The organism is Streptosporangium sp. 'caverna' (assembly GCF_003203775.1).
Taxonomy (GTDB): domain Bacteria; phylum Actinomycetota; class Actinomycetes; order Streptosporangiales; family Streptosporangiaceae; genus Streptosporangium; species Streptosporangium subroseum.
The window spans coordinates 3,751,256-3,764,163 of the sequence record NZ_CP029711.1; the positions used below are offsets into that span (position 1 = coordinate 3,751,256).

The following is a 12,908-nucleotide window of genomic DNA, read 5'->3' on the forward strand; positions in this document are numbered from 1 at the left end:
GCCGGGGCTAAGCCTCCGTCGGGCCGGCCGGCTCGGCCAGGAGCGCCGCCAGCCCCCGCAGTTCCTTGCGTGACAGCACCCCGAGCTTGCGCAGCGCGTTGGAGATGTGGCTCTCCACTGTGCGCCTGGACAGGAACATCTCGGTGGCGATCTCCTGGTTCGTCTTCCCCCGCGCGGCCAGCAGCACCACCTCGCGCTCCCGGGACGACAACGTCTGGCCGTGGGACGGCCGCCCGCCGCGCCACGGGTAGGGGATGGGCACCCCGTTCTGCCGCATGATCTGGCAGATTCGCGCGATGTCCCGGTCCGCGCCCATCTCGCCGTACAGCCGCAGCGCGCCTTCCAGCAGCGGCCCGCCGTCGGCCGCCCCGTGCTCGCAGCGCCACCGGCCCAGGCGCTCGGCGGCCAGCGCCTCCTCGTAGCGCAGCCCGGCCTCACGCAGGGTGGTACGCGCAGTGTCCAGCAGCCGGTCGGCCTCCAGCGGATCCAGGGACCGCGCCAGGACCGCCCGCGCGCCCAGCAGCGCCGCCTGCGCGATCGGCGCGTCGGCGCCCGAGATCCCCGCGCTCAGCTCGTCCACCAGCCCGGCCGCCTGGTCCGCTTCGCCGAGCGCGTCCAGGGCGTTCACCAGGCACAGCACGCTCTCCGCCCCCCACACCCAGTTCCCCTTGGCCCGCACGTGGGCCAGCGCGGCGGTGGCGTGCTCGACCGCCCCGGCGGCATCGTCCAAGGTCAGCAGCAGTCGGGACAACGTCATCCGGGCGGGGATGAGCGGCCAGACGGCCCCGACCCGCTCGGCCACCGCGATCACGTCGCCCAGGCGGGCGGTCGCTTCCTCGGCCGGGCCGGTCGCGGTGAGCAGCGTGGCGTGCAGCAGCCGCCGGTCCAGGGACGCGGCCCCCAGCTTGGCCCCCGAGCCCGCCAACCGGAGGCTGCGCTCCTCCAGGCCCGTCCACCGCCCGGCGGCCAGGTCGACAGCGGCCGTCACCAGCTCGGTGATCTCCGCCAGCCGGAGGTACTCGGCCTGGTCGGCCACCTGGCGTCCCTCGGCGAGCAGGGCCTCGGCCAGCTCCAGCCGGCCGACGTGCAGGGCGCCCTGCGCCCAGTTGAGGCAGGCGCGGGCGTGCTCCCGCGGCGCGGCCCTGAGCTCGTCGTCGCGCAGCAGCTCGGCGATCAGCCGCGTGCTGGCCGGGTCGCCCTGTTCCAGCAGGAGTGAGGCCCTGGCGATGCGCACCGCGACGCGGACGTCACGGTCGCCGCTGCGGCGGGCCGCCTCCTCGGCCTGGTCGCAGCGTGCAGCGTGCTCGCTGACGTGCCTGTCCACGACGGTCTCCGGCGCGGAGAGCACCGCCAGCGCCCGTCCCAGGAGCGCGGGCCGGTCGGCGAGGTCCTCCAGGGCGCCCTCGATCTGGAGGTGGCCGGCCCGCGTCTCGCCCTGCTGCCGCAGCAGGCGGCCGAGCACGAAACGCAGCTCGCCGCGCAAGTGGGCGGGGAGGGGCTCGGTGGCCAGCAGGCGTTCGAGTACGGGCACGGCCTCCGTGTGCGCCAGCCCGTCCACCGCCGCCCGGCCGAGTTTGACGGCCAGCCGCACGCGCACCTCGTGGGACAACTCGCCGATCTCCAGCGCCTGGAGCAGGAACCGTGCCGCGATGGCGTCGTCGCCGTGGGAGAAGGCGGTGTCGGCGGCGGCCTCCGCATTGACCACGAACTCGGCCGTGCGCCCCGCGTGCCGGTAGTGGTGGGCGAGCCGGACCACGGGCCTCGGCCCGCCGCCGGATTCAGCGCCGGTTTCAAGGGTCTGCGCGGTCCTGAGATGCAGCCAGCGGCGGCTGGACACGGGCACGGATTCGTACACGATCTGCCGCGCCAGCGCGTGGCGGAACCGGCACCGGCCGCCCTCCTCGTGCAGCAGCCCCACCGCCTGGGCCTGCGCCAGCGCCCTGGCGATGGCCGGGGGCCCGCTGCCCGCGACCTCCGCGAGCACCCGCTCGTCCGGCGTCATGCCGACGACGGCGGCGGCCCCGAGGATCTCCCGCGCCGGGTCGTCGAGGGCGGACAGCCGCTGCAGGACGACGTCGCGCAGCACGGTCGGCACGGCGAGGTCGGCCAGGATGTCGGGGCGGCCGGGGATCTCGCCGGCGGGCAGCCGCTCCAGCAGCGTGCGCAGCACCTCCTCCACGACGAACGGGATGCCGCCGGTCTTCTCGTAGAGGGGTCCGGCGAACGCCGGGGGAAGATCGGTTTTGAGTATGCTCCGCGCGAGCTCCTCGACCTCGGGCATGGTGAGCGGGGCCAGGCCGATCGTGCGGGCCGGTCCCGACGGGGCCCGGGCGAAGGCTTCGCGGATCGGCAGCAAGCCCGACTCGGTGCGTACGGTGAGGATCACCGTCAGGTCGCGCGGCATGTGAGCGGCCAGGAAGGCGAGGAAGTCGTGCGTGCCGCCGTCGGCCCAGTGCACATCCTCCAGGACGAGCACCAGCGGGCTGAGGTGGTCGAGCAGCGCGACGGCGGCGCGGAACACCCGGTGCCGCTCGGCCCGCTGGTCGGGCAGGGGCGGAAGCGGCGGCGGCAGGTGCTCGGCGATCTCGGGCAGCAGCGGCGCCAGCGCCCCGACGACAGGGTTGGACGGTCGCGACCGGGCCAGCTCGGCCTCCGCCTGGCGGAACGCGTCGAGCAGCGGCGACAACGGCAGCGGTTCCTGGAGTTGTTCGCACTGGCCCACGAGGCGGCGGGTTGCGGTCAGGTCGGGCGCCGCGAACAGTTCGGCGACCAGGCGGCTCTTGCCGATTCCCGCCTCGCCCTCGACCAGGGCGAGCGAGGGCCGTACGCCGATGACCGCGCGCAGGAGGGCCAGCTCGGCGTGCCGGCCGACGAGGAGGTCAGACAGGGCGCCCGACAGCATGCGGCCACCCCCTACCTGCACTAATTAGTGCAAACAGGGTACCAAGAATTCATTAAGTACCGCCCAAAAATCCGTATACGGTACGGATGCCCCATCCCGCGCCCCTCCCTAGCCTCAGTGATCGTCCGTGCGACGTGCGGAGAGGCATGAAGGGCCAACGATGCATCCCATATCCCCCCAAATTCCCAGAAGGCTGGCCACGGCCGCAGCGTTGACCGCGCTGGCGGTGAGCGGCCTCGCCTGGCCTGGATCGGCCTCCGCGGCGACCGGCGACGAGCCGCAGAAGACCTACATCGTGCAGATGATCCCCGACCCCGTCGCGACGTACGAGGGCGACGTGGCCGGGCTGGCCAGGACCAAGCCCGAGCGGGGCAAGAAGATCCAGCCCAGGTCCGCCGCGGTGACGGAATACGCCGGCCACCTCAAGGGCCAGCACGACGCCGCGCTGAAGAAGGCCGGCGGCAGGAAAATCTACGACTACGTCTATTCCTTCGGCGGGTTCGCCGCCAAGATGACCGCCGAGCAGGCGGTGAAGATGCGGACGCTACCCGACGTCGTGGCGGTCACCGAGGACAAGAAGGTCACGGTGCAGACCTCCTCGACGCCGTCGTTCCTCGGCCTCGATGCCCGCGGCGGCCTGTGGGACCAGCTCGGCGGCCCCAGCGGCAAGAAGGGCGGTGCCGGCGAGGACCTCATCATCGGCGTGATCGACAGCGGCATCTGGGCGGACAACCCGAGCTTCGCCAACCCCGATCCGGACGGCCACGCGTACAGGCGGGTCGGCGGCTACACCGGCACGTGCGACCAGGGCAGCCCGGACGACTCCTGGGACGCCTCCCTGTGCGACGGCAAGATCGTCGGCGCCCGGCACTTCGACGAGGGCTGGGGCGGCGACCAGGGCATGAAGGAGTTCATGCCGTGGGAGTTCGCCTCGCCGCGTGACTACAACGGCCACGGCACCCACACCTCCTCGACCGCCGCGGGCAACCACGACGTGCGGGTGACCGGCCCCGCCGCCGGGTACGGCAAGATCAGCGGCATCGCGCCGCGCGCCAGGATCGCCATGTACAAGGCGCTGTGGTCCACCCAGGCCGCGGACACGGCCAGCGGCTACAACTCCGACCTGGTCGCCGCCATCGACCAGGCGGTGGCCGACGGCGTCGACGTCATCAACTACTCCGTCTCCGGGACGAGCACCGACTTCCTCGACCCGGCCGAGCTCTCCTTCCTGGCCGCCGCCGACGCGGGCATCTTCGTCTCCGCCGCCGGCGGCAACAGCGGCCCGGCCGCGAACACGGTGGCGCACCCGTCCCCGTGGATCACCACGGTCGCCGCCGGCACGCACAATCGGACCACGCAGGGGAAGGTGACCCTGGGCAACCGCACCTCCTACACCGGGCCGTCCGCGGCTCCCACGAAGGCGGGCCCGGCGCCGCTCATCGACGCCGCGACGGCGGGCCTGCCCGGCGCCGACCCGGCGAAGGCGGCGCAGTGCCCGGCCGCCCGTGACAACGGCGGCACGGCGGTGCTCGACCCGGCCAAGATCAAGGGCAAGATCGTGATCTGCGACCGGGGCGTGACGCCCCGGGTCAACAAGAGCGTCGCGGTGTCCGAGGCCGGCGGCCTGGGCGTCATTCTGACCAACGTCGACGACGATTCGCTCTACACCGACCTGACCAGCGTTCCCACCGTGCAGCTGCACGTGAAGGACAGGCAGGCCGTCAAGGACTACGCGGCCACCAACGGCGCCACCGCCACCATCGAGCAGGCGAAGGTCAGCACCGACGCCCCGGCCCCGTACGTCGCGGACTTCTCCTCGCGCGGCCCGATCAGCGCCGGCGGCGGCGACGTGCTCAAGCCGGACGTGATCGCCCCCGGCCAGGACATCCTCGCCGCGTTCTCCCCGGCCGGCTCGGGGGGTCTCGACTTCAACCTGTCCAGCGGTACGTCGATGGCCGCCCCGCACATCGCCGGTCTTGCCGCGCTGCTGAAGGACCTGCACCCCGACTGGTCGCCGATGGCCGTCAAGTCGGCCCTCATGACCAGCGGCACCGACGTCAAGGACGGCCCCGCCGACGACTCCTCGGTGATCTTCGGTGCGGGCGCCGGCCACGCCGCCCCGAACAACGCCGCCGACCCCGGCCTCGTCTACGACAGCGGCACCAACGACTGGATCGCGTTCCTCTGCGGCGAGACCAAGGGCGTCACCAAGGAGGCCTGCGACGAGCTGAAGAGCGAGGGCTACTCGTTCGACCCGAACGACCTGAACACCCCCTCGATCGCGATCGGCCGCCTGACCGGCACGCAGACCGTGACCCGCAAGGTGACCAACGTCGGCCGCTCGACCGCCAAGTACACCGCCTCCGTCACCGGCCTGCGCGGGATCAAGGCCAAGGTGTCGCCGAGCACGCTCAAGCTCAAGGCGGGCGAGACCAAGTCGTTCACGGTCACGTTCAGCCGCACCACCGCCGCGATGAACGCCTACGTCGGCGGCCACCTCACCTGGAAGGGCAACAAGCACACCGTACGCATCCCGCTGGTGCTGCGACCGGCGCAGGAGACCTGGGCGGCCTCGTACGGCGTCGCGGGCGGCCCCGACTCCGGCGAGTACGTCACGCTCGACCCCAAGGGTGAGCGGGTCTACGTGACCGGCGTCAGCCAGGCGGCCACGTTCGGCCAGGACAGCCGATCCATGGTCACCGTCGCCTACGACGCGGTCACCGGCGCCGAGCTGTGGAACAAAAACTACGTCGGCCCGGAGAAGGCGTACGACGAGCCGTTCGGCCTGGAGATCAGCCCTGACGGCTCCAAGCTCTTCGTCGTCGGCACCAGCCAGGGCACCGGCCCCGGCCTCGACGCCGTCACGATCGCGTACGACAGCGCCTCCGGTGAGCAGCTGTGGGAGACCCGGCACACCACTCAGGGCTCCTCCGGCGACTACGCCAAGGGAGCCGCGGTCGCGCCCGACGGCAAGACCGTCTACGTCACCGGCATGACCTCGTTCGGTGAGGCCGACAAGAACGACTACTTCACGGCCGCGTACGACACCGTCACCGGCAAGCAGTCCTGGTACGTCCAGTACGACGGCCCGGGTTCCAGCACCGACGACGGCCGGGAGATCGTGGTGACCCCCGACGGGTCCAAGGTCGTCGTCACCGGCCAGAGCGCCGGCCCCGAGGGCACCGGCCTGACCGACTGGGGCACCGTCTCCTACGAGGCCGCCACCGGCAGGCAGCTCTGGGCCGCCGACCTCAACGGCGAGGACAACGGCCTGGACATCCCCTCCGCCCTGGCGGTCACCGAGGACGGTAAGGCTGTCGTCGTCACCGGCGTCACCAGCAACCCCGGAACGCTGACCGACTACACCACCGTCTCCTACGACGTCGCCACGGGTGAGCAGCTCTGGTCCGACACCTACGACGGCCCCGCGCACGAGAGCGACACCCCGCACGACATCACCGTCGCGCCCGGCGGCAAGCTGTACGTCACCGGCAACACCACCGGCGAGGGCTCCGGGTCCGACTACACCACCGTCGCCTACGACGCGGCCACCGGCGCACGCTCCTGGGTGCGGAGCTTCGACGGCACGGCCAAGAACGAGGACTACGCCTACGGCGTCCGGACGACGCCGGACGGGAGCAAGGTCGTTGTCATCGGCGGCAGCAGCGTGAGCAGCGAAACGGATATGGGCACGGCCGTGACCATGGACTACGTGACCATCGCCTACGACGCGGCCACCGGCGAGCCGATCTGGACGGGCCGCTACGACGGAAACGTCGCGGCCGGGGACTCCGCCAACGGCCTGGCCGTGGACGCCACCTCCGGCAACGGAGTCCGCATCTTCGTGACCGGCACCAGCGCGACCGGCGGGACCCCGCCGAACGCCGCCGAAGTGGACATGGTCACGGTCGCCTACTTCGAACCGTGGAAGCAGTCCTGACCCTTCGGTGACACCGCGCCCCCGGCCTCCCCAAGGAGCCGGGGGCGTTCCCGTCTCCCGAGGAGACGGATGAGGAGGTCAAGCGGGAGGCCGCGGCCTTCCGGGATCGGAGGGTCTTGCCGGTAGATCTTCAAGAGGTTCCGTTGAGATAGACCTCCCGGGCCAGTTTTGTCACCTGGGCGGTGGAGCGCTGCCAGGTGGTCGACGAGGGGTGGGCGGTGAGCAGGACCATGATCCAGCGCTCCTTCGGGCCGACGAGCCCGGTGGTGTGCAGCACCGGGTGGCCGTAGTCGGGGACCGGGCCGGTGGCGGCGGCTGTGAACAGGGCCGGGGAGACGGCCGGGACGGCGGGACGTCCCGCGGCGGTGGCGGCCGGCGCGGCGGGGAGCCCGGCGGGGGCGGTGGACGCCGCGGGCGCGGAGGTGTCCGACGTGGACTTGAAGACGGTCTTCCTGCACCGGCCGGGGGGTGTCGAGCCGTACCCCGACCAGCCCTGCTTGACCGCCCACGGGCCGCGGACCCCGCGGGGGATCCCGAAAAACTGGTCGAAGCCGTCGGCGCCGCACTGCTCGGCTTCGCGCAGGTGACCCAGGATCAGGCCGCTGACCCGGGGGTCGGCGCGGTCGAGCAGGTAACGGTAGGTCTTGGTGATGTCCAGCGCGCTGATCGAGGTGTAGCCCCAGTAACCCGGCCAGCCGGCGGGCGGGGGAGCGGTGTCGGTCAGCTGCAGCTTGCGCGCCGTCCGTTCGATGATCTTTCCCTGGCCGCCCCGGTTCCAGAAGGAGGTCGCCGCGTTGTCGTCGCTGACCCGCAGCATCGTCTTGAGCAGCGCGAGGTTGCTCTTGGAGACGCTCTTGTGCGCCTCCAGGTAGTCGATCGCGATGAGGATCTTCACCACCGACGCGGAGCGGAACTTCCGGTGCGCGTAGCGGTTCGAGGTGATCTTTCCCGTCTGGCGGTCGAAGACCACGTATCCGGCGGTGATCCCCGCGGGGACCTGTGGCGTGCCTGAGGTGGCGGCGGACGCCGGTCCGGTGGCCGCCAGGAGGGGGATGGCTGTCGCGAGGATCGTCAGGAAGCGCTTCACCCGCAAATGCCTACCAGATCCGGGCGGGCCCCGTGGGGTGCGCCGGGTGATCGAGTGGATCCGGCCGGTCAACGCCCGTCAATCCCCACCCTAAAACCAACTAAACATGTAGAGATTATGGGGTTTAGTGGTATTATCGAAATATGTCGGCAGCTTCTCTCCATCTTGCCGTTGCTCTCGACGGCGCCGGATGGCACCCGGCGGCCTGGCGTGACCCCGCCGCCTCTCCCAAAGACCTGTTCACCGCCGCCTACTGGGCCGGGCTGGTGAACGAGGCCGAGCACGGTCTGCTCGACTTCGTCACCATCGAGGATTCCCTCGCCCTGCAGAGCACCCGTCAGGAGGGCCCCGACGGACGCGTCGACCAGGTGCGCGGGCGCTTCGACGCCGCCCTTGTCGCCTCACGGATCGCGCCGCTGACCAGCAGGATCGGGCTGGTTCCGACGATCACGACGACGCACACCGAGCCCTTCCACGTGGCGAGCGCCCTGGCCACCCTCGACTACGTCAGCGGTGGCCGGGCCGGATGGCGCGCGCAGGTCTCGGGGCGCAGCGCCGAGGCCGCCCACTTCGGCCGCCGGGACATTCCCTCACTGCGGCTGGAGAGCCTCGACGACCCCGAGACGGTCCGCCTCATCCGCGAGCTGTTCGACGAGGCCGCGGACGCCGTCGAGGTGGTGCGCCGCCTCTGGGACAGCTGGGAGGACGACGCGGTCATCCGTGACGTGCCCACCGGCCGCTTCATCGACCGCGACCGGCTGCACTACATCGACTTCGAGGGATCGCGCTTCAGCGTCAAGGGGCCTTCCATCGTCCCGCGGCCGCCCCAGGGGCAGCCGCTGGTCACCGCGCTGGCCCACGCCCGGGTGCCGTACGAGTTCGCCGCGCGCAGCGCCGACGTCGTCTACATCACGCCGCACGACGCCGAACAGGCGCGCGCTATCGTGGAAGAGGTCCGGGGGTTCGGCAACGACGTGCTGAAGATCTTCGCTGACCTGGTCGTCTACGTGGGCGAGGACGCCCGCGAGCGCAAGGCCCGGCTCGACGAGCTCGACGGCGCCGACCACGCCTCCGACGCCGCGATCTTCACCGGCACGCCCGGAGAGCTCGCCGATCTGATCCTGGACTGGCGCCGAGCCGGTCTGGACGGGTTCCGGCTGCGCCCCGCCGTGCTGCCGGCCGATCTCGGCGCGATCACCAGGGGACTGGTGCCGGAGTTGCAGCGACGCGGTGTCTTCCGCACCGCGTACGAGGCGGCCACGCTCCGCGGCCACCTCGGACTGCCCCGTCCGGCCGGCCGTTACGCGGGGAGCCGCTGATGACCACTCCCGGTTCGAAGTCCGGTGTCTCCACGCTCAAGGAGATTCGATGAAGCAGGTCATCCTCGCAGCCCACTTCCCGGGCGTGAACAACCACACGGTCTGGAGCGATCCAGCCTCGGGCAGCCAGATCGACTTCGCCTCGTTCGCCCATCTCGCGCGGACCGCCGAGCGCGGCAAGTTCGACTTCTTCTTCCTGGCGGACGGCCAGCGGCTGCGCGAGCAGCGCGGCAGGATCCACGATCTCGACGTGGTCGGCCGCCCCGACGCGCTCACCGTGCTCGCCGCCCTGGCCGCGGTGACCGACCACCTCGGCCTGGCCGCGACGATCAACGCCACCTTCAACGAGCCCTACGAGGTGGCCCGCAAGCTCGCCACCCTCGACCACCTGTCCGGTGGCCGGGCCGGCTGGAACATCGTCACCTCCTCCGACGCGTTCACCGGGGAGAACTTCCGCCGGGGCGGCTTTCTGGACTACTCCCAGCGCTACGAGCGCGCCGAGGAGTTCCTGCGGACCGCCCACGAGCTCTGGGACTCCTGGGCCGAGGAGGATCTCGTCGCCGACCCCGTCGCCGGCACGTTCGCCGCGGAGGGCGCGGGGGCGTTCGCCCACCACGGCGCCCAGTTCGACATCGGCGGCCACTTCACCGTGCCGCGCAGCCCGCAGCGCTACCCGCTGACCATCCAGGCGGGCGACTCCGAGGAGGGCCGGGAGTTCGCCGCCTCCACCGCCGACGCCATCTTCTCCCGGCACAGCACGCTGGAGGCCGGTCAGGCCTTCTACCGCGACATCAAGTCCAGGCTCCCCGGGCACGGCCGGTCCCCGGACTCCCTGAAGATCCTGCCCGGGGTCACGTTCGCGCTCGGCGACACCGACGCCGAGGCCCAGGAGAACGCCGACCACATCCGCCGCCAGCAGGTCAGCCCGCAGACCGCGATCCTGCTGCTGGAACAGCTGTGGAACCGCGACCTGTCGTCCTACGACGCCGACGGCCCGCTGCCGGCGATCGACCCGGACGTCTCGGAGGACTCGATCATCAAGGGCCGCGCCCGGATGCACCGGGATCCGCTGAAGACGGCCGCGGAGTGGCGGGCCCTGGCCGAGGCGAAACGGCTCGGCATCCGCGACCTGATCATCGAGGTCACCGGCAGGCAGTCCTTCATCGGCTCGCCCGCGCGGGTCGCCGAGGAGATCAACGAGTTCGTGCAGACCGACGCCGCCGACGGCTTCATCCTGGTGCCGCACCTCACGCCGGCCGGTCTGGACGGCTTCGTGGACAAGGTCGTGCCGCTGCTGCAGGAACGCGGGGTCTTCCGCGCCGAATACGAGACGAGCACGCTACGCGGCCATCTGGGGCTGGAGAACGACCTGTGACCTCCTTTCCGGGGCCAGAGCCCGAGGTCTCCACGCTCAAGGAGGTTCGATGAAATTCCTTGCCATCACCCTTATCGTGCACGGGCCGAACCCGATCACCGGCGAGCTGAAGTCCACCAACGCGCGCCTGCGCGAGGTCGTGGAGAACGCGGTCCTCGCCGAGGAGCTCGGCTTTGACGGCTACGGCGTCGGAGAGCGGCACGAGCGCCCGTTCATCTCCTCCTCCCCGCCGGTCGTGCTGAGCCACATCGCCGCCAGGACGTCCACGATCAAGCTGTTCACCGCGGTCACCACGCTGAGCCTGCTCGACCCGGTCCGCGCCTACGAGGACTACGCCACCCTCGACCACCTGTCCGACGGCCGCCTGGAGCTGATCATCGGCAAGGGGAACGGCACCGCGCAGGCCCAGCTCTTCCACGTGACCGCCGAGGACCAGTGGGACCGCAACCGGGAGGGCTACGAGCTGTTCCGCCGCCTGTGGCGGGAGGACAAGGTGACCTGGTCCGGCAGGTTCCGGCCCTCCCTGGACGAGGCCGAGACCTGGCCGCGCCCGCTGCAGCAGCCGATCCGCGTCTGGCACGGCAGCGCCACCAGCAGGGAGTCGGTGGACCTCGCCGCGCAGTACGGTGACCCGCTCTTCTCCGCCAACGTCAGCAACCCGATCGAGCCCTACGCCGAGCTGATCCGCCACTACCGGGAACGCTGGGAGTTCTACGGCCACGATCCGGCGGACGCCCTGGTCGGCGCGGGCAGCGCGGGCTTCTACACCGCCAGGACCTCGCAGGAGGCGATCGAGACCTACCGGCCGATCTTCAACGCCCGGCTGGAGCTGTTCAGGAAGGTCGGCGTGACCCCGGTCTTCCACACGCTGGAGGACGCGATCGAGCGCAGCTCCATCCTGGTCGGCAGCCCGCAGCAGATCATCGACAAGGTCCACCGTTATCACGCGGCGTTCGGGCACGAGGTCATGCACCTGCAGGCCGACGCGGACGGCCTGACCGACAAGCAGCACCGGGCCGGGCTCGAGCTCTTCCAGGCCGAGATCGCCCCCGTGCTGCGCAGGGAGATTCCCAGCAGGCCCTTCCCCCGACACGGGGATCCGCGGCCCGCGAGCCCGCGGTCCGCGAACGCTCAGCACGGGAGGCAGCCATGACATCCCTGTCGATCCTGGACCTGGCGCCCATCCCCTCCGGGGGCACGGCCGGCGACGCGCTGCGCAACACCCTGGACCTGGCCAGGCGCGCGGAGGCGTTCGGCTACCACCGCTACTGGGTGGCCGAACACCACTTCGCCCCCGGCGTCGCGAGCGCGGCTCCCTCCGTGCTGATCGCCCTGGTGGCCGCGGCGACCGACACGATCAGGGTCGGCGCGGGTGCCGTACAGCTCGGGCACCAGACCGCGCTGGCCGTCGTCGAGCAGTTCGGCCTGATCGACGCCCTGTATCCGGGCCGTATCGATCTCGGCCTCGGCCGGTCGGGCCAGCGCAGGACCGAGCTCGCGGAGCTCGCGAAGAGGACCCCGCCGCCGCCCAAGCCCGCCAGGGTCGTGGACGGACTGCTCATCCCGGAGGGGTTCTCCTTCGCCGCGCTCGCCGCGTCGCCGCTCTTCGCGCTGTACGGCTCGCTGCTGCAGCAGCCGGGCGCGGAGAGCCCCGACTTCGCCGACCAGGTGGACGACATCATCGCGCTGCTGGCCGGGACCTACCGGTCCGCCGAGGGGCTGGCCGCGCATGCCGTACCGGGCGAGGGCGCGAACCTGGAGCTGTGGGTGCTGGGCAGCAGCGGCGGGCAGAGCGCGCAGGTGGCGGGGGAGCGCGGGCTGCCGTTCGCCGCGAACTACCACGTCAGCCCGTCCACCGTGCTGGAGGCGGCCGACGCCTACCGGGCGGCCTTCAAGCCCTCGAAGACCCTGGCCGCGCCCCACCTGATCGTCTCCGCCGACGTGGTCGTGGCCGAGGACGAGGACACGGCCCGCGAGCTCGCCTCGCCGTACGGGCTGTGGGTGCGCAGCATCCGCACCGGCGCGGGCGCGATGCCGTTCCCGACGCCGGAGGAGGCCGCCGCCCACGAATGGACCGAGGAGGACCGCACCCTGGTGGCCGACCGGCTGGACACCCAGTTCGTCGGCTCGCCGCGGACGGTCGCCGAGAGGTTGCGCGTCCTGCGCGACGTCACCGGCGCCGACGAGCTGCTCGTCACCACCATCACCCACGACCACGCGGACCGGGTCCGCTCCTTCGAGCTCCTCGCGGAGGAGTGGCGGAGGAGCTGATCGCGCCGCTCACG

7 protein-coding genes are annotated in these 12,908 nt (G+C 71.6%); 5 read left to right on the forward strand and 2 right to left on the reverse strand.

All coding sequences use genetic code 11. The annotated features are described in order from the left end of the window. Positions 1 to 7 precede the first annotated feature (7 nt). Positions 8 to 2,902, reverse strand: a complete 2,895-nt coding sequence (locus DKM19_RS52730) for a LuxR family transcriptional regulator (protein ID WP_110696459.1) — start codon at positions 2,900 to 2,902, stop codon at positions 8 to 10. A 160-nt stretch (positions 2,903 to 3,062) separates the two neighbouring features. On the opposite strand from DKM19_RS52730, the gene DKM19_RS52735 reads away from it, so the two are divergent. Continuing rightward, entirely contained in the window at positions 3,063 to 6,842 is a 3,780-nt protein-coding gene (locus DKM19_RS52735; protein WP_110696460.1) for a S8 family serine peptidase, read from the forward strand. Between the two features lie 130 nt (positions 6,843 to 6,972). On the opposite strand, the gene DKM19_RS16555 is transcribed toward DKM19_RS52735, so the two are convergent. After that, on the reverse strand, positions 6,973 to 7,929 hold the full coding sequence (locus DKM19_RS16555; protein WP_239514285.1) for a hypothetical protein: 957 nt from the start codon (positions 7,927 to 7,929) through the stop codon (positions 6,973 to 6,975). 143 nt (positions 7,930 to 8,072) lie between these two features. On the opposite strand from DKM19_RS16555, the gene DKM19_RS16560 reads away from it, so the two are divergent. Genes DKM19_RS16560 through DKM19_RS16575 form a run of 4 tightly spaced genes read left to right on the forward strand, consistent with a single transcriptional unit; the run spans position 8,073 to position 12,894 of the window. Further along, positions 8,073 to 9,248, forward strand: coding sequence for an LLM class flavin-dependent oxidoreductase (locus tag DKM19_RS16560; protein WP_110696462.1), 1,176 nt, complete (start codon positions 8,073 to 8,075; stop codon positions 9,246 to 9,248). 49 nt (positions 9,249 to 9,297) lie between these two features. Continuing rightward, positions 9,298 to 10,623 (forward strand): NtaA/DmoA family FMN-dependent monooxygenase, encoded by a 1,326-nt coding sequence (locus DKM19_RS16565; RefSeq protein WP_110696463.1) that lies wholly within the window; start codon positions 9,298 to 9,300, stop codon positions 10,621 to 10,623. 49 nt (positions 10,624 to 10,672) lie between these two features. Beyond that, complete coding sequence (locus DKM19_RS16570) at positions 10,673 to 11,776, forward strand: LLM class flavin-dependent oxidoreductase (RefSeq protein ID WP_110696464.1); 1,104 nt, start codon at positions 10,673 to 10,675, stop codon at positions 11,774 to 11,776. Beyond that, on the forward strand, positions 11,773 to 12,894 hold the full coding sequence (locus DKM19_RS16575) for an LLM class flavin-dependent oxidoreductase (protein WP_110696465.1): 1,122 nt from the start codon (positions 11,773 to 11,775) through the stop codon (positions 12,892 to 12,894). Before DKM19_RS16570 ends, DKM19_RS16575 begins: the two co-directional genes overlap by 4 nt. Positions 12,895 to 12,908: the final 14 nt, after the last annotated feature.